Source organism: Pseudoalteromonas sp. SR43-2 (assembly GCF_014163885.1).
Lineage (GTDB): Bacteria > Pseudomonadota > Gammaproteobacteria > Enterobacterales > Alteromonadaceae > Pseudoalteromonas > Pseudoalteromonas distincta.
In genome coordinates, this window is record NZ_JACJED010000029.1 from 1 (window position 1) to 25,762 (window position 25,762).

The 25,762-nt window shown below is 39.3% G+C and carries 23 protein-coding genes and 3 tRNA genes; 16 read left to right on the forward strand and 10 right to left on the reverse strand.

Annotated features, from left to right (window positions below; translation table 11 throughout):
* Positions 1 to 439: 439 nt before the first annotated feature.
* From H5120_RS18815 to uvrD, 3 genes are all read right to left on the reverse strand, one after another.
* Positions 440 to 1,288: a chemotaxis protein gene (locus H5120_RS18815; RefSeq protein WP_182675757.1), complete on the reverse strand. Its 849-nt coding sequence runs from the start codon at positions 1,286 to 1,288 to the stop codon at positions 440 to 442.
* Positions 1,289 to 1,391: 103 nt separating this feature from the next.
* Positions 1,392 to 3,461 (reverse strand): GNAT family N-acetyltransferase, encoded by a 2,070-nt coding sequence (locus H5120_RS18820; protein ID WP_182675758.1) that lies wholly within the window; start codon positions 3,459 to 3,461, stop codon positions 1,392 to 1,394.
* Positions 3,439 to 5,604 carry a DNA helicase II gene (uvrD, locus tag H5120_RS18825; RefSeq protein WP_182675759.1) on the reverse strand — a complete coding sequence of 722 codons (2,166 nt, stop codon included), beginning with the start codon at positions 5,602 to 5,604 and terminating at the stop codon, positions 3,439 to 3,441. The genes H5120_RS18820 and uvrD overlap by 23 nt, the downstream gene beginning before the upstream one ends.
* Before the next feature lie 303 nt (positions 5,605 to 5,907).
* On the opposite strand from uvrD, the gene H5120_RS18830 reads away from it, so the two are divergent.
* The 3 genes from H5120_RS18830 to H5120_RS18840 all read left to right on the forward strand — a co-directional run bounded on the left by H5120_RS18830 (position 5,908) and on the right by H5120_RS18840 (position 7,321).
* Positions 5,908 to 6,132 (forward strand): hypothetical protein, encoded by a 225-nt coding sequence (locus H5120_RS18830; protein ID WP_002963009.1) that lies wholly within the window; start codon positions 5,908 to 5,910, stop codon positions 6,130 to 6,132.
* 116 nt (positions 6,133 to 6,248) lie between these two features.
* Positions 6,249 to 6,617: a YacL family protein gene (locus tag H5120_RS18835; RefSeq protein ID WP_002963010.1), complete on the forward strand. Its 369-nt coding sequence runs from the start codon at positions 6,249 to 6,251 to the stop codon at positions 6,615 to 6,617.
* A gap of 80 nt (positions 6,618 to 6,697) precedes the next feature.
* On the forward strand, positions 6,698 to 7,321 hold the full coding sequence (locus tag H5120_RS18840) for a dUTP diphosphatase (RefSeq protein WP_024596421.1): 624 nt from the start codon (positions 6,698 to 6,700) through the stop codon (positions 7,319 to 7,321).
* A gap of 15 nt (positions 7,322 to 7,336) precedes the next feature.
* Here H5120_RS18840 and yrfG read toward each other — a convergent pair whose 3' ends face one another.
* Positions 7,337 to 7,984, reverse strand: a complete 648-nt coding sequence (gene yrfG / locus H5120_RS18845; RefSeq protein ID WP_007378908.1) for a GMP/IMP nucleotidase — start codon at positions 7,982 to 7,984, stop codon at positions 7,337 to 7,339.
* 61 nt (positions 7,985 to 8,045) lie between these two features.
* Here yrfG and nudE point away from each other — a divergent pair, with 61 nt between their 5' ends.
* From nudE to H5120_RS18880, 7 genes are all read left to right on the forward strand, one after another.
* Positions 8,046 to 8,618: an ADP compounds hydrolase NudE gene (gene nudE / locus H5120_RS18850; protein ID WP_154903622.1), complete on the forward strand. Its 573-nt coding sequence runs from the start codon at positions 8,046 to 8,048 to the stop codon at positions 8,616 to 8,618.
* The gene (gene cysQ, locus H5120_RS18855) at positions 8,611 to 9,414 is read left to right on the forward strand and encodes a 3'(2'),5'-bisphosphate nucleotidase CysQ (RefSeq protein WP_166376355.1); all 804 of its coding nucleotides are present in this window, start codon (positions 8,611 to 8,613) and stop codon (positions 9,412 to 9,414) included. Before nudE ends, cysQ begins: the two co-directional genes overlap by 8 nt.
* Before the next feature lie 136 nt (positions 9,415 to 9,550).
* Positions 9,551 to 9,627: transfer RNA gene (locus H5120_RS18860), tRNA-Met, on the forward strand.
* Positions 9,628 to 9,707: 80 nt separating this feature from the next.
* Positions 9,708 to 9,784, forward strand: a tRNA-Met gene (locus H5120_RS18865).
* A gap of 62 nt (positions 9,785 to 9,846) precedes the next feature.
* Positions 9,847 to 9,923, forward strand: a tRNA-Met gene (locus tag H5120_RS18870).
* A 237-nt stretch (positions 9,924 to 10,160) separates the two neighbouring features.
* Positions 10,161 to 10,775 (forward strand): trimeric intracellular cation channel family protein, encoded by a 615-nt coding sequence (locus H5120_RS18875; protein ID WP_002957915.1) that lies wholly within the window; start codon positions 10,161 to 10,163, stop codon positions 10,773 to 10,775.
* Positions 10,776 to 10,809: 34 nt separating this feature from the next.
* Positions 10,810 to 12,321 carry a YifB family Mg chelatase-like AAA ATPase gene (locus H5120_RS18880; protein WP_002957914.1) on the forward strand — a complete coding sequence of 504 codons (1,512 nt, stop codon included), beginning with the start codon at positions 10,810 to 10,812 and terminating at the stop codon, positions 12,319 to 12,321.
* Here the strand turns inward: H5120_RS18880 and H5120_RS18885 are convergent.
* Together H5120_RS18885 and H5120_RS18890 are read right to left on the reverse strand one after the other, a co-directional pair.
* Entirely contained in the window at positions 12,318 to 13,022 is a 705-nt protein-coding gene (locus tag H5120_RS18885; RefSeq protein ID WP_002957913.1) for a response regulator transcription factor, read from the reverse strand. The genes H5120_RS18880 and H5120_RS18885 overlap by 4 nt on opposite strands.
* Before the next feature lie 216 nt (positions 13,023 to 13,238).
* Complete coding sequence (locus tag H5120_RS18890) at positions 13,239 to 15,734, reverse strand: S9 family peptidase (RefSeq protein ID WP_182675760.1); 2,496 nt, start codon at positions 15,732 to 15,734, stop codon at positions 13,239 to 13,241.
* A gap of 84 nt (positions 15,735 to 15,818) precedes the next feature.
* Between H5120_RS18890 and H5120_RS18895 the strand changes: the two genes are divergently transcribed.
* The gene (locus H5120_RS18895) at positions 15,819 to 16,895 is read left to right on the forward strand and encodes a hemolysin family protein (RefSeq protein ID WP_002957910.1); all 1,077 of its coding nucleotides are present in this window, start codon (positions 15,819 to 15,821) and stop codon (positions 16,893 to 16,895) included.
* A 32-nt stretch (positions 16,896 to 16,927) separates the two neighbouring features.
* Here the strand turns inward: H5120_RS18895 and H5120_RS18900 are convergent, their stop codons facing one another.
* Complete coding sequence (locus H5120_RS18900; protein WP_182675761.1) at positions 16,928 to 18,139, reverse strand: EAL domain-containing protein; 1,212 nt, start codon at positions 18,137 to 18,139, stop codon at positions 16,928 to 16,930.
* 166 nt (positions 18,140 to 18,305) lie between these two features.
* On the opposite strand from H5120_RS18900, the gene H5120_RS18905 reads away from it, so the two are divergent.
* Both H5120_RS18905 and H5120_RS18910 read left to right on the forward strand, forming a co-directional pair.
* Complete coding sequence (locus H5120_RS18905) at positions 18,306 to 19,322, forward strand: metalloprotease (RefSeq protein WP_182675762.1); 1,017 nt, start codon at positions 18,306 to 18,308, stop codon at positions 19,320 to 19,322.
* A gap of 343 nt (positions 19,323 to 19,665) precedes the next feature.
* The gene (locus H5120_RS18910; RefSeq protein WP_182675763.1) at positions 19,666 to 20,379 is read left to right on the forward strand and encodes a CPBP family intramembrane glutamic endopeptidase; all 714 of its coding nucleotides are present in this window, start codon (positions 19,666 to 19,668) and stop codon (positions 20,377 to 20,379) included.
* A gap of 101 nt (positions 20,380 to 20,480) precedes the next feature.
* On the opposite strand, the gene H5120_RS18915 is transcribed toward H5120_RS18910, so the two are convergent.
* Positions 20,481 to 21,794: a short-chain fatty acid transporter gene (locus H5120_RS18915; protein WP_182675764.1), complete on the reverse strand. Its 1,314-nt coding sequence runs from the start codon at positions 21,792 to 21,794 to the stop codon at positions 20,481 to 20,483.
* Between the two features lie 169 nt (positions 21,795 to 21,963).
* Between H5120_RS18915 and H5120_RS18920 the strand changes: the two genes are divergently transcribed.
* Both H5120_RS18920 and H5120_RS18925 read left to right on the forward strand, forming a co-directional pair.
* A complete protein-coding gene (locus tag H5120_RS18920) occupies positions 21,964 to 23,031 on the forward strand; it encodes a potassium channel family protein (RefSeq protein WP_138489748.1) in 1,068 nt (355 codons plus the stop codon).
* Positions 23,031 to 23,228, forward strand: a complete 198-nt coding sequence (locus tag H5120_RS18925; RefSeq protein WP_182675765.1) for a PLDc N-terminal domain-containing protein — start codon at positions 23,031 to 23,033, stop codon at positions 23,226 to 23,228. Before H5120_RS18920 ends, H5120_RS18925 begins: the two co-directional genes overlap by 1 nt.
* A gap of 36 nt (positions 23,229 to 23,264) precedes the next feature.
* Here the strand turns inward: H5120_RS18925 and H5120_RS18930 are convergent, their stop codons facing one another.
* Both H5120_RS18930 and H5120_RS18935 read right to left on the reverse strand, forming a co-directional pair.
* Positions 23,265 to 24,299 carry a cytosolic protein gene (locus H5120_RS18930; protein ID WP_182675766.1) on the reverse strand — a complete coding sequence of 345 codons (1,035 nt, stop codon included), beginning with the start codon at positions 24,297 to 24,299 and terminating at the stop codon, positions 23,265 to 23,267.
* Between the two features lie 69 nt (positions 24,300 to 24,368).
* Positions 24,369 to 24,827, reverse strand: a complete 459-nt coding sequence (locus H5120_RS18935; RefSeq protein ID WP_024597276.1) for an EVE domain-containing protein — start codon at positions 24,825 to 24,827, stop codon at positions 24,369 to 24,371.
* Between the two features lie 77 nt (positions 24,828 to 24,904).
* Between H5120_RS18935 and tesB the strand changes: the two genes are divergently transcribed.
* Positions 24,905 to 25,762 carry an acyl-CoA thioesterase II gene (tesB, locus tag H5120_RS18940; RefSeq protein ID WP_182675767.1) on the forward strand — a complete coding sequence of 286 codons (858 nt, stop codon included), beginning with the start codon at positions 24,905 to 24,907 and terminating at the stop codon, positions 25,760 to 25,762.

Here is a 25,762-nt window from a genome sequence, read left to right on the forward strand (position 1 = left end):
ACGACATCACAAGGCTTCAAATTGTAGAGAGCCCGACTAGAAATAGTCGGGTTTTTTACGTCTGAAGAAAAGTAAAATGTGCGCAATTAACACACACTCATATCAACATCATCACGCAGGGCGGGAGAGCGTAGCGACTCCCGACGTTAAAATCACAGCAAAATCCCTCAATATCTCAGTGGGCCAATCCAGTAGCATTTGCTATGTGACTCTCCACCGCTGTGGGCACTACGACATCCTACTGCGTAGCGCACCGACTTCAAATCGTAGAGAGCCCGACTAGAAATAGTCGGGCTTTTTTACATCTGCAGAAAAGTCAAATATGGGGAAGTAACGGACATTACATACTCGATTCTTCTCCAATTCATCTAAATGTACGAGTTGAGCGGAATAGCTCATTATTCCAGTACTAAAGTTAATAACCAAATTTAAAGGCTATTTAAAATAGTCCATAAGCTTGGGTTTCTTCACTTTCGGATTCTTCTATTTGAGTTGGTTTAAATATTACGCTTGGATCAATTAATACACTGTGTTTTTGGGGGAGCTTGATTAATCCTCGCATCATATTTTTAGTTTGTGGGTCTAGATCAAAACCAACCTCAGTGAGCTTATCCAGTGGCTTTATGTCTTCTTTTTTATAGTCGATATTATCTTCAACTTTATCTACTAATAAACCAACATGTGGATTTAATCCGTCTTTGGTGGTGAAAACAATAATAGGTTTATAGTCTAAGGTTATTTGCTCTTTAGCTGATTCAAATAAACGCTCAAGCTGAATTAGACTATTGCGCTTAATTTTGTCGAGCAGAGCTGATGTGTGTTTATGATCACTTTGATTATGAGCTGCTATAGCTGCTTTTGCTGTCTCTAGTAATGATTGGAAAGGCTCGTCAAGCCGAGACATTGTTAATTTTAAGTCTTCATTGTCGGTGTTGAATTCTTTGTAAAATAACACAAAATCTTGTAGTTCGGCGTCATTATTTGAAATAGAAGCCGAGCTATTTAATAAGTTGCTTTGAAGGGTATTAAACCAGTTTAATAGTTTGTCTTGCCATATTCTTAGTTGTTTTAGTACATGCGCATTACTTTGTTCGGTTGAGATATTATTTAAAATAATACCTAAATCAAAAACAGGTGTTGGTGTATCCATATAATCTTTAACACCAATAAAGCTTTTATTATTGTTTGGTAAAGTTGTTAGATTATTGTCAAAGCGCTCAGTTAATAAAATATCGAGTATTTTTAGCGAAATTGTTTTGCAGCCTACTTTAAAGTTTATTAATTCCATGCCTTTATCTTAATTTACCTATTAATGCTTTAAGGATAGAACAAATTAAATAAATAGCTTAAAGATGGATAAAATTTAACAGAGATAGGGCAACTAGAAATTATTAGATGGTGTTAGTGAGGTTTTTTATGGCACGTTTAAATTGATTCTCAAGCTGTTTTTTTCCTAATAAACCTAAGTGTTGAATCACTTTTTCATTACTTTCATTTTGAAGTACTAACTTTATTAAAAGTTGTTTATCCGACTCTGTTAATTGAGATATATAAGAAGGTGACTGACTCAGTAACTGCCAAAGAGTTGCAGAGATACTAAATTGAGTGAAGTTACTTTTAGTGAGCAGCGCTAATCGCTCGTGAGTCTCTAGGCTTATTAACTCGTCGCTAAATCCTTCAATTATAATATTCACGAGTTGCCAATCTAGTGTTTTAAAGTGTGTTAAAAGAGCATAAAAGAAATCGTTTTTAAACTGCTTTTTTAGGGGTTGAAGAATTGTACTTTTGTCACTGAAGCATTTAACCACAAGCGCCGAATGTTCAGCGGTGCTTTTATCGCGTTGATAACCTAATTTTACAGTATCAAACCCTAGGTTTTGCCAAAAATTAAGTAACTGCGCTGTTGCGCCAAAGCTTGCACCAAGCCAACTACATTGGCTTTTTACCTGCGACTCGCAATAACTAAGTAACTTTTTACCAAGTCCTATATTGTGGGAACTCGGATCAATCGCTATTCGTACAACGCGTGCGCTCAGTTGTGTTAAACAGTCATTATTAAAGCTAAGTTGTGAGAGTGCTTGCGCCATTAAATGTCCTTGCGGACGGCGCTCTCCACTTATAACTTGTAGGGCAAGTTCTTCACTCAAACCACCTTCTATGGCGATTAAGCATACGCCAGCTAATTGATTATTAATTTTGCTAATAAATAGTCTTTGCGATGGTGCGTCTAGTAGTTGGCGTAAGTCGTTGACACTACTTTGATAGTGAGCCAGTGCAAGTAGGGCAATAACTTGTTGCAGTAAAGGCTCATTGTTTACAAGGGATTGCTGAGTTACTTCGCTATGAATTGGCTGCTCTAATTCATCACTACTTAACTCTATATATTCTGCATCGAGTGCAAGCAAGGTGCGAATGTGCTTCTCGAGGGGATCGTGTTTAGCAAAACGCAGTGGCTCATCAAGTGTTACAACTTTAGAGGCTTTATAGTGTGCTTTAATATAGTTACTAAAGCGAATGGTATAACCCCTACCATTGCCCTCATACCCAACCAGAGTGCTTGCAAATACTATACGAGGGTAATGAGCTAGCATTTGTAGTAATAACGGAACAGGGATTGCTGCAGCTTCATCAACGAGTAGTAAATCGCACTCAGGTAGTGTGTTTAATAAAGCGTCAGGTGCAACGTAGTGCAAGTTGGCGAGCTGTTTATGTTCAGCGTTGTATTGAAGGCTTAACTCTTGGGCTAAATGTTTAAAGCTGCTATGGGTCGCTTTAAACTGAGTGCTGCAAATAATTACTTTTTTATCAGTTAGTTTTGCCGCTGCTAAGCCAAGTGCTGCCGACTTACCTCTACCTCTATCAGCATTAATGAGTAAAGGCCTGTTGGCACGGCCGTTAGCTACTTTTACTATTTGCTTAATACAGTTTTGCTGTGGCTCATAATCAATTTTATTATGCATTACATAGCTAGCGTTATTACTAATACAGCCATTTTTTTCACTAAAGTGAAAAGCGGGCAACGGTTTAATAATAGTCGCGAAACGCTGATTAAATATGCTGTAGTTAATGCTCTGACCGTGTGATTGCACCGTACTTAATGCTGGATCTTGCCAAGAGGCTAAATCATTTAATTCGGGCAGTAATAAAAACAGCATACCGCCTGCTTTAACGGTGCCGGTAAGTGCTGCAAGTTTATCAGGGTGTAAACCACTAAAACCATCGTAAACAGCATGAGCAAATTCTTGCCCTAAAATTTGGTGAGTGCGAGTAGGCCAGTACGAACTTTTGATCGCGCACTGCTTTGATACAACAAGTGTATTGTTTTCATCTATTAATGAGTTAAGTAATTCATAACACCAAACTGAGCTGCCAGTAATTAGCACTAGCTGACGATGATATGCGCCAGCTAGTTGTTGTTCTAACTCATTTAGGTGAGCTTTATACAGCTTGTAATCGTGCATAGGCCGTTACTAACCATTTACTGCCAAGGTCGTCAAAGTTTACTTGTACGCGAGATTGCGCGCCACTGCCTTCGTAATTAAGTACGGTACCAATACCAAATTTAGCATGTAAAACTCGTTGCCCTAAGTTAAAACCACTGTCTTCAAATGCGGCATGGCTAACTGGTGCGCTAAAACGCCCAGCGGCAGGCGGGCGAGAAACCTGTGTTTTAATACGGATTTCTTCTACGCAGTCTTCAGGGATTTCGCGTAAAAAGCGAGATGGGCTATGGTATTTTTCTTGCCCGTATAAACGGCGACTCTCAGCATGGCTAATGTATAACTTATCCATTGCTCGTGTCATGCCTACATAACAAAGGCGGCGCTCTTCTTCTAAGCGACCCGACTCTTCGTTGCTTTGCTGAGAAGGGAACATGCCTTCTTCTACGCCTACCATAAACACTAGCGGAAACTCTAAGCCTTTAGCTGAGTGAAGCGTCATCATTTGTACGGCGTCTTCGTGTTCTTCTGCTTGTCCTTCACCTGACTCAAGTGACGTATGGGCTAAAAAGCCTTGTAAAGGTGAGCTGTACTCTTCGTCTTCAGGCAGCTCATACTGATCACAAGCGCTAATTAGCTCTTCTAAGTTTTCTACGCGAGCACGGCCTTTTTCACCTTTTTCGGCTTGGTACATTGCCATTAAGCCTGAGGTTTGAATTGTGTACTTGGCTTGCTCATGCAAAGTTAGATCGCTAATTTTATCTTCTATTTGTTCTACTAGTTCTACAAACTTACTTACTGCACCAGAAGCACGACCAGATAAATGCTGTTGTTCTACAATTGCTTTTGCGGCATACCAAAGCGGTAACGATTCTGCTCGTGCACAATCTCGTATATGGCTCAATGTTTTATCGCCAATACCGCGTGCTGGCGTATTAATTACACGCTCAAATGCGGCATCGTCTTGACGATTACCTACTAGGCGTAAGTACGACAACGCATCTTTAATTTCTTGTCGTTCGAAGAATCGCATACCACCATAAATACGGTATTTTAAGCCTTCTTGTAGCATGGCTTCCTCGAGTACACGAGATTGCGCGTTACTACGGTATAAAATTGCGGCATCTTGTAGGGCATTACCTGCATTTAACCAGCTTCGTAGTTTGCTACTTACAAAGCGCGCTTCGTCTAACTCATTAAATGCCGCATAAATAGAAATTGGCTCGCCATCGTTACCGTCGGTCCATAAGCTTTTACCCATACGCTCTGAGTTATTTTGAATTAATGCATTAGACGCTTTCAAAATAGTTGCAGTTGAACGGTAGTTTTGTTCAAGACGAATGGTTTCTGCGCTAAAGTCAGTTAAAAATCGTTTAATATTTTCGATTTTAGCACCGCGCCAACCGTAAATACTTTGGTCATCGTCGCCTACAATCATGATACTGCTGGTATCGCCTGCAAGTAACTTTAACCATGCATATTGGATGGTATTTGTATCTTGGAACTCGTCTACGAGCATATGTGCAAAGCGTTGCTGGTAATGGCGTAGTAACGTAGGGTTATTTTTTAACACTTCGTAGCTGCGTAGTAATATTTCGGCAAAATCTACTAAGCCAGCTCTGTCACAGGCTTCTTGATAGGCGGCGTAAACACGCAGCATCATTTGCTCGTTAATATCGTATGCTTGAATATCTTTAGGACGAAGTGCTTCATCTTTTTTGGCGCTAATGTACCAGCCAAATTGTTTAGCAGGCCATTTTTTATCATCAATATTCATTGATTTTAATAAGCGCTTGATCATTCTAAGTTGATCGTCAGAGTCTAAAATTTGAAAGGCTTCTGGTAAGTTAGCTTCACGGTGATGAGCACGTAGAATACGATGCGACAAACCATGGAACGTACCAATCCACATACCACCTACAGGGGCTTTTAGTGTTTCTTCAACGCGGCTGCGCATTTCTTTAGCCGCTTTATTAGTAAAGGTTACGGCAAAAATACTGTAAGCAGATGCTTGCTCAACTTGCATAAGCCACGCAATACGATGAACTAACACTCGTGTTTTACCAGACCCAGCACCTGCTAATACCAGCATGTTTTGTAGTGGGGCTGCAACGGCATCGCGTTGTTTGTCATTTAAGCCATCGAGTAATTGTGAAACGTCCATCGTTACGCCTTTTTAATCAATATTGTGGGCAGTATAACAGGTGTTTTTGTTAGGCTAAATAAAATACTGTTTTTATAAACAGCTATTTATAAAATAGCCTTAAAAACGAGTAACTTGCTATTTTTTTGAACAAACAAAAAAGCGTAAACGCACAATAAAAATTGCTAATTTGACCTAAAGTTAGCAAAATTTACTAACTCTCTAAATCTAGGGTAATTTAACTATTTGATTTGTAAGCTTTAATAAATTGGCATAGAGTGTGTAAGTAAATAATTATAAAATCAAATAAATACAGAGGTTAGTATGGCAGATCAAGGTTCTGGCGGTAACGTAATCGCAGCATTATGTAATATATTTTTTCCTGGTTTAGGGCAGTTAGTGCAAGGGCGTATTTTAGCGGCTATATTTTTTGCACTCGCTATTATAATAAGTTACGCACTAATTTATGTGCTTGTAGGTTTTGTACTTGTGCCTATTATTTACTTATGGTCGATTATTGACGCAGCGCGTTATAGATCGCGAAGTTAACGGCTTTAAAGTTGAGTAAAATAGCGCCCTAGTGGCGCTATTTTACTTTATATGTCCTGTGGTTTGCGGGCGTTTACGTATATAATTACGTAATTAAAGATTTACAGGCAAACCCTATGGAATATCAATTTATTCGCGACCCTATTAGTGGGCTACGTATTAAAATAAGCAGTGAACACGCCATTATTGGTCGCTGGCTAAACGAAGAAATAGGCAAAGACAAAGTAGCTATGGTGCAAGCGCTTATTGCATCGGTGAGTTCAAGCTATGAGCCGTTAACGCTAAAAGGCCAAGAAATAGATTTAATATTAACCAAAGACGAAGCACTATTTGAAGCCCATGCGCTTCATCAAGACAGTGAAGACCTAATAGCGTATCAAGATGACGATTTAGCGCTTGAAGAAAATGGTTTAAGTAGTGGTTGTGGCTTTGAAGATTTCATTGATTTAATTGATTCATGGGCTGAATTTAGCGGCTCAAAGTAAACTACATATTAAGATAGTGCTGATGCGTTAAGCTTCCTTTATCTGTACTATTACACTAATCAAAAACGACAGGAATGAATATGTCTGCCAATTTAAACAAGCTAGTAGTTATGCTAGAAATGCAAAACGCCATGAACACTAAAGTACATGAGCAATGGTTTACTCAAGGATTCGAATGGTACCGCGCTATTTGGGTTGAGTGCGCTGAAATGCTGGATCATCATGGTTGGAAATGGTGGAAAAAACAAACACCAGATACTGAACAAGTTATTTTAGAGTTGGTTGATATTTTTCATTTTGGTCTATCGCTTAGAATTGACGGCAAAACTAGCTACGAAGACTTAGCAAAGCAACTTGAAACTGAGCTTAGTAATGCTCAACAAGCGGATGACTTTAAACAAACGCTAGAAATATTAGCGGCTTCCGCTGTTGCAGATAAAACGTTTAATGCCGCTGCCTTTGCCGGCTGTATGGCGCAAATGGGTATGGATATTGATGATTTATATCGCGGCTACGTAGGTAAAAACACGTTAAACTTTTTCCGCCAAGATCATGGCTACAAAGACGGTAGCTATATTAAAGAGTGGAACGGGCAAGAAGATAACGAGCATTTAGTTGAAGTAGTTAAAAGCCTTGATACAGAACATGCAGATTTTGCAAAGTTAGTGTACCAAGGCCTTGAAGCGCGTTACCCAAAAATCTAGCCCACGTAAACTGAGTTAAATAATCTTACGATAGTCGGTAACACTCAGGTAATCGGCTATTTCGTTATGTGGTTGTTGGCTATCAGGGTTAGCAACTGCAAGTAAGTGCTCGATGCCGTATTCTCGTGCGGCATTTAATACCGGCACACTGTCATCTACAAACAAAGTGCGCTGCTTATTAAACCCTAAGTCTTTTTGTACTTGGTGCCACAAACTTTGCTGCTCTTTACTTACTCCATATTCATGAGTAGACACTACACCATCTAGGTAGTTATCAATCGCTGTATGCTCAAATTTCAGCATGACACTCTCAGGGTGGGCGTTGGTAAGTAAAATTAACTCTTTGCCTGCTTTTTTAAGCTCGGTTAAAAAATGAGGTACGTCTTCGCGCATTTTAATTAAATGCTGAGACTCTCGTTTAAGTTCCATTATAGGCAAGCTTAATTGCTGCTCCCAATAATCTAAACAATACCACTGTATTTGACCGCTCACAGCTTGATAGCGTTTTAAAATATCTGCTTTAGCTGCATCTAGGCTAATGCCTCTAGCTAATGCGTGTTGCGCAGGGATAACGTTAAGCCAAAAATGACTGTCGTAATGTAAATCGAGTAATGTTCCATCCATGTCGAGCAAAACGGTATCGATTTTTGACCAATTTAACATAGGAATTTCAACTTATAAGGTTTATTATTGAACTAACTGCCATGATAGCAAATTAACGCCAATGACACAGAAAAAGCACCCAACACCACCACAAATCCTCAGTAACAATGTTGTTGCTAAAAGTCGCCTGTTTACTGTGGAGTCTTTAGAGTTAAAGTTTTCTAATAACGAAGAGCGCCAGTATGAGCGAATTCGCGGCGGTGGCCGGGGAGCAGTGATGATTGTTCCGTTAAGTGCAGATAATGAGTTACTACTTGTACGTGAATACTGTGCGGGCACAAACAATTACCAGTTAGGTTTTCCTAAAGGCTTAATTGATCCGGGCGAAACGCCAGAGCAAGCTGCTAACAGAGAACTTAAAGAAGAAATTGGCTTTGGTGCTGAGTATTTTAAACCATTAAGAACAGTAACAATGGCGCCGAGTTACTTTAATGCCACTATGCATATTTTATTTGCTAAGCAATTATACCCACAAACCCTTATTGGCGACGAACCAGAGCCGCTAGTTGTTGTTAAGTGGCCATTAACTCAGTGGCAGTCATTATTAGACCAAGAAGATTTTACCGAAGCACGCAGTGTTGCAGCTTTGCTATTATTAGATAAGTATTTAGCGTCTGGAGCTGCCGATGAATAAATTAATCGAACCGTGCATTGAATTAGCTGAGCGTGCTGGCGATGCAATTATGGCCATTTATAAAAAAGGCGATATTGGCCAACAAGAGAAATCAGATAATACGCCTGTTACCAAAGCTGATTTAGCAGCAAATGACGTACTGGTTGCTGGATTAAAAGTCTTAGCGCCCGATATCCCAATTATGTCGGAAGAAACACCTATACCTGCACTCGCCGACAGACAGGACTGGCAGCGTTATTGGTTGCTCGATCCGATGGATGGTACTGGCGAATTTATTTTAGAAAGTGGCGACTTTGCAGTAAACATTGCATTGATTGAAAATAATCATCCTGTACTTGGCGTTATTCATTGGCCTGCAAAAGGTGTGACTTATTTTGCTACAGCTAAAAATGGTGCCTTTAAACGTGAAAACTCAATTGATAAGCAAATATCTGTAGCGCCGCCAGAGAGCTTGACGCTTGCAGTGAGCCGCCGCCAAAAAATAGAAGCGGTGAGTCAGTATTTAAATAGTCAGTTTACAACGATTGCTATTGGTTCGTGTTCTTTAAAAGCCTGTACTGTTGCAGAGGGCAAAGCAGATTGTTTTTTAAGAATTGGTCCAACGGGAGAGTGGGATACAGGTGCTTCACAAGTTATTGTTGAAGAAGCCGGTGGTTGTATTACCGACGCAGAATTTAACCCGCTAACGTACAACCAACGCGAGAGTACTGAGAACCCTGACTTTATAGTAATGGGACATCCAGACTGGGAATGGCAAAAAATGATTAATCCACATCAAAGATTGAGCGCAGAGTAGTAATTTGGTTGCTTTTTGTTCGGTTGAACAACTTTAATTAGTTTAGGTCTTGCATTAAATGTTTATTCCTATATAGTAGCGCTCTCTTCAAGGCAGGCTCGTAAATATTACGAAAATGTTTTAAAGAAATTACAGGCGCGGGATGGAGCAGTCTGGTAGCTCGTCGGGCTCATAACCCGAAGGTCGTCGGTTCAAATCCGGCTCCCGCAACCAATTTCCTTAGGGATTGAGGTTACTGTAAACTCTAACTTAAGAGATAAAATAAAGTAGTCGATAGACTTAAAATATACAGGCGCGGGATGGAGCAGTCTGGTAGCTCGTCGGGCTCATAACCCGAAGGTCGTCGGTTCAAATCCGGCTCCCGCAACCAATTCTTTAATTGGAAGCCAAGTTGTAATGTAAGCAACTTTAAATAAGTCTACAAATTTCAGGCGCGGGATGGAGCAGTCTGGTAGCTCGTCGGGCTCATAACCCGAAGGTCGTCGGTTCAAATCCGGCTCCCGCAACCACTGAAATAAATAAGAATGAAATGACACGCTTAAAGCGTGTTTTTTTATGTCTAAAATTTGATGAGTGTGGTGAGATCATCTTCACTGCATGAGGCATTCACTTCTCATAAGCGCAAGCTCCCGCCCCCTGAGGTACACTTTAAAAATGTTATAAACTTCTTAAAATAAAGCGTTATTACTTAAAACCTTGTTTGGTTTGTGTTAAAACGGCACAAATATTTTTAGGTTGTTACAAATATGACTGAACTTTACCACTGGTTTGATTTAATAGGCATTGCGGTGTTTGCTGTATCGGGCACTTTGCTAGCGTATGAGAAAAAAATGGATGGCTTTGGGGTCGTAGTTTTAGCGACAGTAACTGCTATTGGTGGTGGTACAGTGCGAGATCTAATTTTAGATGTTCCTGTGTTTTGGTTACACGATCAAAGTTACTTTTTTGCCATACTCGCTTCAGTATTTGTTACAACACGCCTTATAAATAAACAAAAGCCGATACCTCATTATATTTTACAAACAGCGGATGCGTTCGGGTTAGCTTTTTTTGCAGTAATGGGGGCGCAAAAAGCACAGCTTGTTGGTATGCCCGATATGACTGCGGTAATTATGGCTGTAATTACAGGCTGCTTTGGTGGACTAATTCGAGATGTGCTTGCACGCGAGATCCCTATGCTATTAAAGGGTGAGCTTTACGCTATTACCTGTATAGCGGGTGGTACTGTTTATACGCTTGGCATTAGTTTTTCGTTAGCAACCGAAATGGCGATGGTATTAGGCATGTTAATGACCTTATTACTTCGTTTAGCCGCTATAAAATGGCAAATCACATTACACGTTTTTAAATATCCTGACTAAACTGGTGTAATCACACCATTTACTAGGATAAGGAATGTCGTTAGCTCGTATATTTTCTCGTGCTCAAGTGGGCATAAATGCCCCTGAAGTTATTGTAGAAGTTCACCTAGGAAATGGTTTACCTGCTTTTCATATTGTAGGTCTGCCCGAAGCGTCTGTTAAAGAGTCGAAAGACAGGGTGCGTAGCGCACTCGAAAACTCACAATTTGGTTTTCCCGATCAACGAATAACCGTAAATTTAGCCCCAGCCGACTTACCAAAAGATGGTGGGCGGTTTGATCTGGCTATTGCGGTGGGTATTTTAGTCGCCTCTGGGCAAATAGTGTGTCCTGATATTCATAAGTACGAGTTTTATGGTGAGCTCGCTCTTAATGGTGAAGTGCGTGGTGTAAACGCTATTTTACCTTCGGTACTTGCTGCTAAAGAGCAAGATCGCTGCTGCTTTTTACCTCTTGCAAACGACAGCCTAGCAAGCTTAGTTAATGGCGTTAAACGCAAAGCCGTAAGCTCTATTCAAGAAGTATGGGGCGACCTACTTAATCAACAACCCTTGCCATTAAATATAGAGTACCCCGACTGCACTCAAGCCCCTGATTTTTTACTCGATTTAAGCGATGTGAAAGGTCAGCCTGGTGCCAAGCGAGTATTAGAAATAGCCGCAGCTGGCGGGCATAATTTATTATTTTTAGGCCCTCCTGGCACTGGTAAATCGATGCTGGCCCAGCGAATGGCTACAATTATGCCTACTATGTCGGACGATGAAGCTATTTCGACTGCTGCGCTTTACTCTATTATTGGGCAATCTATAGATTTAACTAATTGGCGACAGCGACCATTTCGTAACCCGCATCATACGTGCTCAGCTGTTGCTTTGGTGGGGGGCTCTTCAAATCCCAAGCCTGGTGAAATTTCGCTGGCACACAACGGTGTGCTCTTCTTAGATGAGTTGCCAGAGTTTGAGCGTAAGGTGCTTGATTCACTGCGTGAACCAATGGAGACCGGCACAGTAACTATTTCACGTGCAGCTAGGCAAATGGAGTTCCCAGCGCAGTTTCAGCTTATTACAGCATTAAACCCAAGCCCAACGGGGAGCCATACTGATAAGCGGGCAACTCCTGACCAAGTTATGCGTTATTTATCACGCGTGTCGGGGCCTTTTATTGACCGTATTGATTTGCAAATAGAACTACCTCGTTTAACGAGTGTTGAGCTACAAAGTACCAAACCAGAGGAAACCAGTGCTGAGGTTAGAGCAAGAGTTGAGGCTGCTTATTATGTGCAGCTAAAACGCCAAGGTAAGGTTAATGCGAGACTTAATAATAAAGAAATGAGTGTGCACTGTGAACTTGCGCCTGCAGAGTTGCAATTTTTAGCTAGAGCAAGCGAGAAGTTATCTTTATCGCCACGCTCTTATCATAGAGTAATTAAGGTGGCGCGTACAATTAGTGATTTAAAAGGCGCTGAAAACATTAGTTTAAATGAGCTTAAAGAAGCACTTAATTACCGCGCATTTGAGCGCCTTATTGCGCAATTAACTAAGTATTAAATAGAAAGCATATAGCCTTTACCGCGTACGGTAACGATGCGTTTTTGGTCTTTTTCGTCATTTAATTTTTTACGTAAACGACCAATAAGCACATCAACAGTACGATCGTTTGGACTCCAATCGGGCTGGCCTATTTCTTCTGATATTTTTTCACGGGATGTGGCTTTACCTGCATTACTAATTAAGCAAATAAGCACTTTATGTTCGGCTTCAGTTAAGCGTGACTCAACGCCCGCAGCAGTAATTAATGTGCGGTTATCAGGATGAAGCTTAAAGTCAGCATATTCTATAAACTCTTCGCTTTCGTCGTCTTCTAGGTTAACGGCAACACGCTTATAGAGCGCGCGCATGCGAAGCTCTAACTCAAGTAAATCGACGGGCTTACAAATATAGTCATCAGCACCTTGTGCAAGGCCAGCAATACGATCGGCTTGGGAGTCACGACTCGATAATACAATAACGCCAATATCGGTCAGTGTGTTTAATTCTTTTGCGAGCTGAAGCCCGTCGCGCTTTGGTAAGACAATGTCAATTATGGCTAATGATATAGCACCGCGCAGGTTTACCCGCTGCCTTACAATGTTAAGTGCATCAGCGCCAGTGGGGTCTACCTCTATTGTAAATTCGGTATCTGCAAAGTGATTTTGGATGCGTTTAACGAGTAGTTCATCGTCTTCAACCAATAAAACATTAATAGCCATAGTACTTTATTTTGAATGCTTATAGCTCTGTATGGTAGCACCATTAGGTAAATGCTGAGAAGGGGGTTTATTAGTTTTAAGTAACTTAATATTTCAAAGGTGTATAAGACGTTATTAGAGGATGAGGTTAGCACCTTTAAACTAATTAAAAGGTGCTAAATAATTAATATTACTATTAATAAATCTGTATTAAGTCGTTATTTTAAAGGTTCAGGCTCAGTCATTTTTATACATTGAGTCCCACCATTGAGGCTCGTTTTTTAGCTTTTTATCAAAGTATGCGAGCATGGTGTTCCACCAATCAAATCGTTTATCGCGTGCAAAAATTTGATGGTCGGCGCCTTTGTATTCGACTAACTCTACGTCCTTATTAAGCAGTTTAAGCGCAGTGTACATTGTTAAGCTTTCGCCAAAAGGTACATTGGTATCGCTATCACCATGAAGAAGTAGCATAGGTGTTGTTACTTTGTCGGCATGAAATACAGGGCTATGTTGGCTGTAAAGCTCAGGGTTATTCCACGGGAAGCTATTTTTTGATGCTTCGCCAGAATATAAGTAGCCCCACCAACCTTCACCCCAATACGAGGTAATATTAGAAATACCCGCATGAGCTATTGAAGCACTAAATATATCGGTTTTAGTTGCTAATAACATGGTCATGAAGCCACCGTACGATGCCCCTAAGTTACCTACTTTTTTACTATCAACATAGTTGTATTTATTTAAAAAGGCTTGCGTGCCTTCGATAATATCGTCTGCGGTGTAGTCGCCCCAGGCATTAACATGCTGCGCTGAAAAATTTTGTCCAAACCCTGTTGCGCCAGTAGGTTGCACTACATAAACAACATAGCCATTTTCTGCCCATAAGTTAAACGGGTAACGACCTGTAAAACCACGCGTAACTGGTGAAGTACCGCCGTAGTAATACACGAGCGCTGGGTGCTTTTTAGTTTTATCTAAATTGCTTGGAATGTAAACACGGCCCGTTATTTCAACCCCATGTTTATTTTTAAAATTAAACTCTTCTAATGTAGGGAGTCGTGTATTTGCATAGCTACTTGGTTTTGAATCCCATATTAAATCTGTTTTATTTTTACTTACGTTCAGGTGCTTTAGTTGTTGTGGTGCTAAAGCGTTAGTGCCACTTAATAAAATATCGGTATTACGGTCGTGTGAGTAACTAAATTGTTCAACAATATCCAATCCCGTATTTAACTTTTTAAAGCGCTGTTTACTCAAATCAAATAGGTAAAGTGGTTGAGTGTCTTGCTCTGTTACTTTAATGAGCGCATCGCCGTTTTCTAAAACGTGCAGTTGGGCAATAGCGGGGTCGAATTGTTTACTGAGTGCTTTTACGTTTTTACCGCTTTCAGTAAGTAGGTAAAGTTGCCCGTCGTAGTTATTAGCAAGCATTGCTTTTGGTAGTGCTCTGCCTGCGCCATTTTTAAAGTCAGGGCCTGCAACTACATAAATATCTTTATTTGCGTATTTAGCTAAATTAAATGTTTTGAATTTACCAAGCGATGAAAACTTATTTGATTTTAAATCGAGTTCAACTAACTCTGTTTCTGGGTGAGTTGATGCCTGCATTGCCATTACTGGGCGGCTCATTAATACTTTGCCACGGTTACTATTTGAATCTTCAAGGCTGTAAGAAAGAGGACCTTGGCTAAGTGCTTTTGTTAAACCACTTTTAGTATCAAGCATATAAATTTGGCTGATGGAACGTGCATACGACCAGCGATCTTGCAGACCTTTATAATGTTTAGTTAAGCTATCAGTACTCTCAGGTGATTTAGACCAGCTAAACAAAAGACTGGTGTCGTTATAAAAGGTAAAGCCATTAGCTCCTTCTAAATCGTTTGCTAATGTTTTTATTGAGAGGTTTTTACGGTTAAGTTGTTTAAGCTCACCATTTAACAAATACACTAAATATTGGTTATCTGGACTCCAAATAATGTTACTTGGTTGGCCTGCTTCAAAGCGATAAAGCGTTTGATTGTCTGAATCTTTAAGAACGGTAACTGTATTTGCTTGATTTTGTGTTTTATCACTATAAGTACGAGTGGTTGTAACGTACTGCTTGGCATTAGGTGCGAGTGATAATTGGCTAATTGTAGGGGCATCAAATAGTTGTTTTGCAGATAAACGTTTTGTTTGTGAAGTGCTGAGCGTAATTTTATCAATGTCGCTTTTAGGTGCAAAATCAAGCGTTACATCGTGCCAATTAGCTACTTGCTGGGCTACTACTAAAACAGTGTGAGTACTGTTATTTAAAGCTAACTTATAGCTATTTTTATCGCCTGTTTGTAGTTCGCCATTAATAAATAACTGACCTTGCTCAATCCCTTTTAAGGTAAGCGTACCCTGGGTAAAGCGGGTTGTTTCAATATCAAACTTTAATGCCTGTAACCCACCTAAAGTGAGCGCATTGATTTTATTAAATGGCTGCCAGTTTTGTTTTTTCCCAAATACAGAAAAACTATCTTTGTCTGCTTGTAGTTGCGGCAATAGGTTGTTAATAATCGCACTACCATGAGGTGTCTGAAAAGGCTTTAACTGCATGTCTTCGGCAAGTGGGCCGATAAACTGAATTTTTGATTTATCCAATGGTGCAGCTATTGCAGCAAAGCTTAAGCTGCTAAGCGTTAAAAGAGCTGCTGCGTACTTAAATAGCTTATTTTGATGACACCATGGTGCGCTAAATTTCATTATTATGCCTATTATTATTGGAAGTTTGGCCAAATATAGCATGTATTGTTACCATGCTCACATATCCAATATAGAGGAGAGAAAGTGACTTTACTGATAGTTTATATGGTAGTGGCGATTGTTATTTCGTTTTTATGTTCTGTGATGGAGGCTGTGTTATTAAGTATTTCGCCCAGCTATGTTGCATCACTTAGAAAAAAACACCCTGAGCTTGCTAAACAGCTCGAAAAGCTTAAAAACAATATAGATCAGCCTTTAGCTGCTATTTTAACTTTAAATACAGTTGCCCATACTGCAGGTGCAGCGGGAGTTGGCGCACAAGCGGCTGTCGTTTTTTCCGATGCGGCTGTAGGTATTGCATCAGCCATTATGACATTTCTCGTATTAATTCTTTCTGAAATTATACCTAAAACCTTGGGGGCTAATTACTGGCGAGCTTTAACCCCAAGTGTTACCTACGCTTTGCGGTTTTTAGTTATATCGCTAAAGCCTTTTGTATGGTTTGCTCAAAAGCTAACAAATTTAATGGGTCCAAAGCACGATGAGGCTTACTATATTCGTCAAGAGATAGAGGCAATGGCAGATATAGGCACGGAGTCGGGAGCATTACATCAAGATGAATCTGATATTATACGTAATTTGTTGCATTTTAAGCATGCAAAATTATGTGATTTAATGACGCCGCGAACTGTTATTTTCAAAATCCATAAAGATTTAACAGTTAATCAGTATTTAAATGAACATGGATCGTCATCGTTTTCTAGAGTGTTGGTATTTGATAAAGATGCCGATGATATCGTTGGGTTTGTGCATAAAAACGATATTATGCTGGCATTTCACCGCTTAGGCACCGATTACAAAATTAGCAAATTGATTAAGCCTATTTATACCGTACCAACTTCTCAGAACGTATCGTCGTTACTGCAAACACTTTTAACAAAGCGCACTCATATATGCTTAGTTGTTGATGAGTACGGTGACGTGCAGGGTATTGTAACGTTAGAGGATATGATTGAAGCTTTAATGGGGCTAGAGATTGTAGATGAGCGTGACCAATCTACTAATATGCGCGCAGTAGCAAGGCAGCGTTGGCACAAACGCTTAGCAAGTAGTGCACATATAGTTAGTGAAGAAGATAAACACACTCGGGGTGATAATTAGCTAACAGGCCCCGAGTAAATATTAGTTCCGCTTTAAGCGGGGCTGCCATCAGTTTTTAGCCAATCTTTAGCCCAAGATATAAATTCGTCTTGTGGTTTAGGGCGACTAAATAAAAAACCTTGTATGGCTAGGTTTCTTCTATAGTGCCTTAAATAATCGAGCTCTTCTGGGCGTTCAACGCCTTCTGCCACTAAATCTAAATGATCTTTATTCGTAATATTAAATAACGAACTTACAACCACTTGAGAAAATAAATCTGTTTCTATATGGCTAATGAGTGAACGGTCTATTTTAATTTCAGTAAAAGGAAGGTTTCGAAGCTGGTTCATATTAGTAAAGCCAACACCAAAGTCGTCTAGCGATATACCAAAGCCATGCATTCTTAATCTATTTAGTGTTTCTAATTGCATGAGGCTTGAGAGTGCATGTTGTTCTGTTATTTCTATAATTATATTACTAGGCGTGAGTTGGTTTAATTCTAAAATAAGTAGTAATTTATTAGGGCAGTTTAGGTCATCGAGCTGGGTTGGCGATAAGTTAAAGGCCATTTTAAAATCATGACCTAGTTGTGCTGTCATATTTTTGAATTCGCTGGTGGCCTTTTCAAAAAGAGAAAATGTAATTTGATTAATTAAGTTGTGTTGTTCGGCAGTATTTATAAAACGGCAAGGTAAAATAATATTGTCGTCTTTACTTGATAAAATACGCGCTAACACTTCAACGCTTTCAATTTTATTGTTATCAGCGTTTATTTTTGGTTGGTAAAAAGGCGTTATTTCATCGTTTTTTAATGCATCAATAAGCTCATCTTTTGAAATGGCTGGCTCTTTTAATAAAGTGTGGCTGTTTAATTGCGCCACTTTAGTAAGTAACCTACTAACCTGAGACAGTTGCACTGGCTTTGAAATATTACCAATGAGGTGCGCGTTATGTTGTTTCGCGAGATTAGCAGCTAAGCTAATAACTTTATGGTCCATTTCAGAAACAATTATTATACCGCCTTGATAATGTAGCTCTCCTAAGTGGCGAATTAATTCCATGCCGTCCATTTCGGGCATATTGAGATCAGTAAAAATAGCATCAAAGTAGTTGATATCCTCTTTAACTTTTTCAAGCGCTTCTTTTGCATTCAGACACGTAGTTATAGTGTTGGACATACCCAATTCGTTAAGTATAGCTTCCATAACGATCAAAATTGCTTTTGAATCGTCAACAACTAAAATATTAGGCACTATCTTCTTCACTGTTATCCCTTTCAATGTATCGCTTGGAGTTACTATAAAAGTAGTAGTGTTTTTTTATTTTGTCAGTATCAAATGCTTTTATTTTGAAAATAGTTACCTAGCACCTTCCCTCGTGTTTTTGAGCTGATTAGGTATACTAGCGCCATTGTTTTAAACGGTCTTAATTATGATAAGAATAGATCTTACTTTAGCCGAGCAACCATTTTCGCTTATGGTGTCTGGGCAAAAAATTGTGCAGGTATTTCATGCGCAACAAGCCATTACCTTTGATAACCCTCGTGAAAACTACTATCAGTTTACTTACGACAATAAAAAAATAGGTATCGATACAGGGGCAGTCGAAGAGCAAAGCATTTCGCTTTTTGTAGATGATCAATTTGCAACACAACTTGCGCTACCAGCACCTACAAATGGCTCACCTAAAAAAGGCTTTTTAGGGCTAGCTGCATTAGGTTTTAAGCTTTTTAAAAGCGCTAAGGTAATTAAAGTAGTGCTTGCAGGGGCTTCTGTTGCAGGCTATGCGTGGTTATTTAGTATTGAATTTGCACTAATGCTAATTGGTTGCTTAGTCGTACACGAGTACGGCCATGTGCGAGCAATGAAATACTTTGGCATAAAAACCAAAGGTATTTACTTAATCCCGTTTGTTGGAGGGCTTGCTGTAAGTGACGATAAAATAACAACCCGTTGGCAAGATGTCGTTATATCACTGATGGGGCCTGCATTTGGTTTAATTACCTCGGTACTGGGTGTCGTTTTATATTACGCCACCGAGATGGAAATATTTGCAGGTGTTGCGGTGCTTAGTGCGTTATTAAATTTATTTAACTTGTTACCTATTTTGCCGCTTGATGGCGGCCATGTATTAAAAAGTATTAGCTTTTCAATGCGTTCATGGATTGGCCTAAGTGTATGTTTACTCGGTGTACTGTTTGGTTTATGGCTGAGCTACACATATGGCTTAATGTTACTGGTATTCTTTTTGTTTGTAGGTGCGCTGGAAATTGTATTTGAATGGCGAGGCCGTCACTATTCACACTTAATGCCACTAGATAAATATGGCCAAGGCTTTTCAGCAGTTATGTATGCAATTGTAGTAGCGGGGCATGTAGCTGTAATGATGCACTTTGCCGATTCAGAAAATCCAATATTGAGCCTGCCGATGACTATTTTATCGAGCTAGTATTTTTATTTTTCCAACAACATAAGTTAGTTTTTTGCATTAATATTTTATTTTTTAACTTTCTATGTTGATTTATTGTTAATTGAATTCTAGTGTAATATAAATTAGAACAATCTTAGCGAATCAACTGGATGTTATTTAGAAAGGAAGCTGTCGCTCAGCAAAGTGGGCGTTTTAAAAGAGCAATTACCTTTGCCAACCGCTCTAAATAAAACTAACCGTGTTTATTTTAGTTTGTGTGGCGATAGCAAAATATTAGTTTTGGCTTGTTTCTTAGTGGGGTAATTGATAGGGTAATTTCCTTGGGAATGAAAAATAACAATAACTCGTGAGCTGATAAATTATGGATGATGCGATAAAACAGCAAGTAAATCAAAGCACAGGGGAATATTTATTGTTCACGCTTTATTGGTTGGCCTTTTTTTTACTGGTGCTCCCAATACCCTCAAACGTGATCCTTTTTTTATTGGATGGTGGATCACTAGTATTCAAAACCAATGCTATTTACCTTTTTATATCTACCTTCATTACTGCTGTACTTACGTTGCCATTTTTAAAGTCTACTCTTGAAGCGCAAAATAAAAGCGACGTTATTGGGCACTTAGCAATAAAAAAAATGGCCCTTTTTCCTTTAATCATTACTGTGCTATTAACAGCGGCTTACGTTTTACTGGAACAAGGGTTTTTTAGTTTTATGGAAGTCGCCGTGCCAGGTTTTATGTTAGAAATTAAAGCACAAACAAACTCGCTTTTAGATAAAATTTTGCTGCTTTTTGCAGTAGTATTTATTGGGCCTATATATGAGGAAGTAGTTTTTCGAGGAGTGGCATTCTATAGGCTGAAAAAAACCGCCTTGGGAGCTATTGGCGCAATTATTATCCCAAGTATTGTGTTTACATTGATACATGGGCAGTATGATCAAGTTGAAATTTTTATTTCTGTGTTTGTATTTTCTTGCTTGATGGGACTACTTCGTCATCTATCGGGTAACTTGTGGTATTGCATCATCGCTCACATGATTTGTAATTTATTAGTACTAGGTGAAATTATTTGGTGATATTAAATGACTTACCAGTTAACTTTATTTTCTTGCTTAGTTCTTTTGGTTTGCAGCTAGCAAGCGCGATATAAAATCGCGCGTATTTATTACCAAAATACTTACGGATAAAAACTTAGCATCAACGCAATAAATACCCCCGTTACAAATAGCTGCACAACACAAAACCCCATAATATCTTTTGCTTTTAAGCCTGCGATAGCAAGGACGGGTAATGCCCAAAAAGGTTGAATTAAATTAGTCCACGCATCACCCCACGCAACAGACATTGCAACGCGAGATATATCGGCACCTAGCTCTTGTGCTGCGGGTATAACAATAGGCGCTTGTACTGCCCATTGGCCGCCGCCAGAGGGTACAAACATATTAACGAGTCCTGCACTTATAAAACTAAAAAATGGCAAGCTATCAGCATCTGCAACGGCAATAAAGCCACGTGATATCTGTTGTGCTAATCCGCTATCAACCATTACCGCCATAATGCCAGCATAAAAAGGAAATTGAATAACAATGCCAGCCCCGCTTGGAATTGCTTGTTGCAGACTGTTAAGTAAATTATGGGGTGTTTGATGCAGCGTAATAGCTAAAAACAAAAATACGGCAATAACGCTATTAAGGTTTAAGTTTCCGCCAGTAATAAAGAAGTAATAGCCTAAATATGCCAAACCTAATAAGCCAATTGTCATACCGAGTAGTTTACTTTGTTCCAAATGTTGGGCAGGTCTGGTTATTGTTGTGGGCTTAGGTGTTGTCTCTTGTAAAAGAGCTGGGACGATATATACGCTTTCTTGCTCGCTTGGCAGCATATAGCGATTAACGAGCGGCATAATAATGAATAAACCAACTAATATGGTTATATTAAAGCCCGCAAATAAAGTGTGCTCTGTACTAATAATACCAATGCTGGCCTCTGAAAAGTGACCATCGGTTGCGATAGTTAAAGGAATCGAACCCGCTAATCCGCCATGCCATACAACAAAACCTGAGTAAGCGCTGGCTACTAATAATCGATAATCAACACGAGTATGTTTAGCAATTGCCTTGGCAAAAAGGGCACCAATAACTAAGCCAAATCCCCAATTTATCCAGCTCGCTAAAAGCGAAATAAGCGTGACTAATATAATTGCTTTAGGTGCGGTGCTTGCAAATGTTGCTAGCTTTTCTAATAACTTACTTATAGGTGGCGTACTTGCCAACATATAGCCTGTAATTAACACTAGCAGCATTTGCATAGCAAAACTTAATAAGTTCCAAAACCCACCTCCCCACGCTTGTAATACTTCAATGTTAGTTGCGGTTGTAAATAAGCTCGCACTGACAAGAGTAATTATTGTAAGTAAAATTACAAATATAAAAGGGTCGGGAAGATAGCGCTCTACAATTTTAGTAAAAGGGCGGGCTATTTTATTAAGCATAAGCACAACTGTTTTGGTTATTATTTTAACGCTAATTAATCATGAAAAATCACCATTGGCAAACAGCATTTAGTCTAATATTTGCGGTTAAAAGCTTAAACATTGCTTAAAAGCATCGCTTACAGTAACGTACTGTTTATAGATAATTTACTAACGAAGACTTTGTATTATGCCGGTGATATTTAAAAGGCTAGCGTTACTTGTTCGCGCTCATATAGATCAGTTGAGTTGGCAAGCAGTGGCATTAGCTATTTTGACTCATATGCTATTAACATGGAGCTTACTATTTATAGCGAATGAGAAAGCGTTAACCTCGCTTACTACCTTTTTTTACTATTACACAGTAACAACATCAACAGTGGGGTATGGTGACTTTAGTCCAACTACTGATCTTGGTCGTTGGGTGGTTGCATTAATACAAATTCCATTTGGTTTAGCTTTATTTGGTGTTTTGCTAGGAAAAGCAGGACAAACTGTTACTTACTTAATTAGGCGCGCTATGACTGGTGATAAAAACTTTGCCCACAGTAACCACCATATTATTATTTTTGGTTGGCACGACACTCGTACAAAAAAGATGATTGATTACATTTTGGCAGATACGAAACGTACAGACCGTCGTATTTTACTCGCGGTCACAGAGCAAATGGATCATCCTTTTTTAGCTAACGAAAGCGTTGATTTTGCACGTTTAACGAGTTTTACAAATTTAGCTGAGCTAGAGCGGGTAGCTATTCGTAGTGCTGATAAAGTGATTATTGATGGTCAAGATGACGATCAGACATTTACAACAGCCCTGCGCATTAGTCGCTTAGTAAAAGATGATTGCCATATAAGCGCTCACTTTTTAGATGAAACCAAAGTTGAGATGATGTTAGAGCATTGCCAAAATGTAGAGTGTAGTAGTGCAAAATCAGCTGAGATACTAGTACGCTCAATGCAAGATCCAGGTTCGAGCCGTGTGCAAGAGGAGCTGCTATCTACTTTGCATGGTGATACACAATTTAGCTTGAAAATACCAAACGGATGCAAAGATATGGAGTTTGGTACTTTGTTTCATCATTTTAAGCTTGAGCATGATGCAATACTGTTGGGTGTTGCTCATAATTTAAGTGCGCAAAATATGGATTTAAACCCACCATTAGATTACAAAGTAAGTGAAGGCGATATTTTGCACTATATATCGGTAGATCGAGTATTAAGTAGTGAAGTAGACTGGTCGAGCCTAGAAAAATAATGAATGAAGTTGTATTTTTAATTGTTGTTTTAAGTGCTTATATATTACCTGTCGTTATTGTACTCAACAGTAAGCGTACACAGGGTCATGAAAAGAATGGCTGGCTAATGGGAATAATTATATTTTCTTGGTTAGGGTTAATGATGTACTTTGCCATTGTGCCCAAGTATGGGCACAAAAAGAAAAAGGTTAAATAGAGTAGTTGGCCTTTACAGCCGCTTTTACTGGCGTAATTACTCTTCTAGTTGCTTAATTTTATGCTCAATTAAAGGATCGTCAGGTACAAGTTGTTGAGCAACTTCTAATAACTGAATGGCATCATTAGGATGCTCATCTTGATGCTTAAGGGCAACATCTATTAATGGCTGAATATCAATTTTTGCCTGATGTTCCTGTACGTGAACTTCTTTTTCATCAATCAAAATATTATGAGCTTTGCTTAATAGTGTTTGACGGTGAGCTGAGTTTACATTCGCTTTATTAAGGCTTTTGTAATAATCCTCTTTAAAGCGTAAGGTTTTAGTTTGCAGACGAAATTGCGCAATATCAATTTGCTGATGCTGGATAAAATCGACGGCTACTTGCTTATAAAATCCAAACTTATTCAAATATGTGGCATGTGTGCCATGTCCCATACCAAATACTCGTAAGTGAGTTAACTGCTTATAGCGCTTAGCGTGCATTCGGTCTATACGATTAGTAGGATCGTAAATAATATAGCCTTGGGCATCTCCTAAATCTAGATCGTGATAATCTTGCTGCCAATCAAACTGCTGAGCTATATCGGTACTAGAGCGGTCATCCCACGGTACTAATTCTTTATTTTTAGTACTTACCGGATGGAAGAACAATACTTGGTTTAGTTTTAATAGTTTAGCAAAAGCGCCAACAGCAAATCCGCCACGACTTAAACCATAGCCAAGTCGACAATTAAACGGCGTAAGTAATGTTGATAATTGCTCTAGAAAAAAGATTAAATTACGATTACGAAACCAATTACTTTTACCTAAATGCTGAAAAGCGATTACGTTTACGTTTTGTTTTTGAGCTAAGTGATAACCCCATGGTGCAAAATCAGGGTGAAGATCTTGCTCTTGCACGTTAGTGCCAGCAGGGGAGAAGGTAAAAAGCAGGGGTTTATTAACGTCAACAAAATCATACTTAACAAATACATCGCCGAGTAAATCATTACCCGTCATGGGTAATCGAGTTTGTTGCTCATTGCGCGGAAGAGTTAACCATTCATCTAACCAATACAGTAATTTCATTAATCCTCCAGCTATAAGTCAATATAGATCATATCAAACTCAATGAAATTAGGTCAAACCGATAGGGTATTACTGCGCCATTTTGATTATTTCATCCCAGTCATTTTTAGTAACAGGCATTATTGATAGTCGTCCGCCCTTTTTAAGTGCGATTTCAGTAATATTGTCATTGGCTTTAATATCTTTAAGGCTAATTAATTTTTTTAAATGGCTTTGATAAGTAACCTCAACAACAACCCAACGTGGTTTGTCGCTGGTGGCTTTTGCATCGTAATAGTCGCTGCTTAAATCAAATTGAGTGGGGTCTGGGTAGGCTTCTTTGGTAACCTCGGCAATGCCGGCTACGCCCACGTGTTTGCAGCTCGAATGATAAATCATGACTGAATCACCGACTTTGACGTCGTCACGCATAAAATTTCGTGCTTGGTAATTACGCACACCTTCCCAAAGAGTCGTTTGTTTTGGTGCGTTTTTTAAGTCATCTAATGAAAACGCATCGGGTTCAGTTTTAAATAGCCAGTAAGCCATAACAGTATTCCTAACAAATATTTACTTCCCACTATTGTATAGTATCATTTGGACACTAGGGTAATGAGGAAGAAATAATGAGCCAAGTATTAGATGATTTATTGTCGTTGTTAACACTTGAAGAAATTGAGCAAGGTTTATATCGAGGACAAAGCCAAGATTTAGGTTTTGGTGCTGTATTTGGTGGTCAAGTAATGGGGCAGGCGCTTTCTGCTGCCAAAGAAACCCTACCTGAAGGGCGAATAGTTCATTCATTACATTCTTACTTTTTACGCCCAGGCGATCCGGCTAAACCCATTGTTTATGATGTAGAAACTATTCGTGATGGTAAGAGCTTTAGTACGCGCCGAGTCAAAGCAATTCAGTACGGTAAACCTATTTTTTATATGACCGCGTCATTTCAGGGTGAAGAAAATGGGTTATCGCATCAAGCGACAATGCCTGATGTTCCCGCACCTGAAGCATTACGTTCATCGCTTGAGTTTTACCAAGATAACGCTTCGCATATCCCAGAGGTTATCCGTAATAAGTTTACCCGTGAAATGCCAATTGAAATGCGACCGGTTACTTTTCATAACCCGTTTAAACCAGAGGTTATGGAGCCGGTAAAGCATATTTGGTTTAAAGCTAATGGTGAAATGCCAGACGATCAGCGTATCCATAATTACTTATTAGCGTATGCGTCTGATTTTGAGTTTTTACCAACTGCATTACAACCTCATGGTGTATCGTTTATGCAGCCAAATATGCAAGTAGCTACTATTGATCATGCAATGTGGTTTCATCGTCCATTTAGAATGGATGATTGGATTTTGTATTCAATTGATAGTCCAAGTGCGAGTAATGGGTGTGGTTTGGTACGGGGGCAGTTTTTTGATCGCCAAGGCAACTTGGTTGCTTCAACAATGCAAGAAGGGGTTATGCGTCAGCGCTAA

Coding starts and splice junctions, on each gene's coding strand:
- H5120_RS18815 (WP_182675757.1), bottom strand. CDS start 1,288: ATGGAATTAATAAACTTTAAAGTAGGCTGCAAAACAATTTCGCTAAAA.
- H5120_RS18820 (WP_182675758.1), bottom strand. CDS start 3,461: ATGCACGATTACAAGCTGTATAAAGCTCACCTAAATGAGTTAGAACAA.
- uvrD (WP_182675759.1), bottom strand. CDS start 5,604: ATGGACGTTTCACAATTACTCGATGGCTTAAATGACAAACAACGCGAT.
- H5120_RS18830 (WP_002963009.1), top strand. CDS start 5,908: ATGGCAGATCAAGGTTCTGGCGGTAACGTAATCGCAGCATTATGTAAT.
- H5120_RS18835 (WP_002963010.1), top strand. CDS start 6,249: ATGGAATATCAATTTATTCGCGACCCTATTAGTGGGCTACGTATTAAA.
- H5120_RS18840 (WP_024596421.1), top strand. CDS start 6,698: ATGTCTGCCAATTTAAACAAGCTAGTAGTTATGCTAGAAATGCAAAAC.
- yrfG (WP_007378908.1), bottom strand. CDS start 7,984: ATGTTAAATTGGTCAAAAATCGATACCGTTTTGCTCGACATGGATGGA.
- nudE (WP_154903622.1), top strand. CDS start 8,046: ATGACACAGAAAAAGCACCCAACACCACCACAAATCCTCAGTAACAAT.
- cysQ (WP_166376355.1), top strand. CDS start 8,611: ATGAATAAATTAATCGAACCGTGCATTGAATTAGCTGAGCGTGCTGGC.
- H5120_RS18875 (WP_002957915.1), top strand. CDS start 10,161: ATGACTGAACTTTACCACTGGTTTGATTTAATAGGCATTGCGGTGTTT.
- H5120_RS18880 (WP_002957914.1), top strand. CDS start 10,810: ATGTCGTTAGCTCGTATATTTTCTCGTGCTCAAGTGGGCATAAATGCC.
- H5120_RS18885 (WP_002957913.1), bottom strand. CDS start 13,022: ATGGCTATTAATGTTTTATTGGTTGAAGACGATGAACTACTCGTTAAA.
- H5120_RS18890 (WP_182675760.1), bottom strand. CDS start 15,734: ATGAAATTTAGCGCACCATGGTGTCATCAAAATAAGCTATTTAAGTAC.
- H5120_RS18905 (WP_182675762.1), top strand. CDS start 18,306: ATGATAAGAATAGATCTTACTTTAGCCGAGCAACCATTTTCGCTTATG.
- H5120_RS18910 (WP_182675763.1), top strand. CDS start 19,666: ATGGATGATGCGATAAAACAGCAAGTAAATCAAAGCACAGGGGAATAT.
- H5120_RS18915 (WP_182675764.1), bottom strand. CDS start 21,794: ATGCTTAATAAAATAGCCCGCCCTTTTACTAAAATTGTAGAGCGCTAT.
- H5120_RS18920 (WP_138489748.1), top strand. CDS start 21,964: ATGCCGGTGATATTTAAAAGGCTAGCGTTACTTGTTCGCGCTCATATA.
- H5120_RS18925 (WP_182675765.1), top strand. CDS start 23,031: ATGAATGAAGTTGTATTTTTAATTGTTGTTTTAAGTGCTTATATATTA.
- H5120_RS18930 (WP_182675766.1), bottom strand. CDS start 24,299: ATGAAATTACTGTATTGGTTAGATGAATGGTTAACTCTTCCGCGCAAT.
- H5120_RS18935 (WP_024597276.1), bottom strand. CDS start 24,827: ATGGCTTACTGGCTATTTAAAACTGAACCCGATGCGTTTTCATTAGAT.
- tesB (WP_182675767.1), top strand. CDS start 24,905: ATGAGCCAAGTATTAGATGATTTATTGTCGTTGTTAACACTTGAAGAA.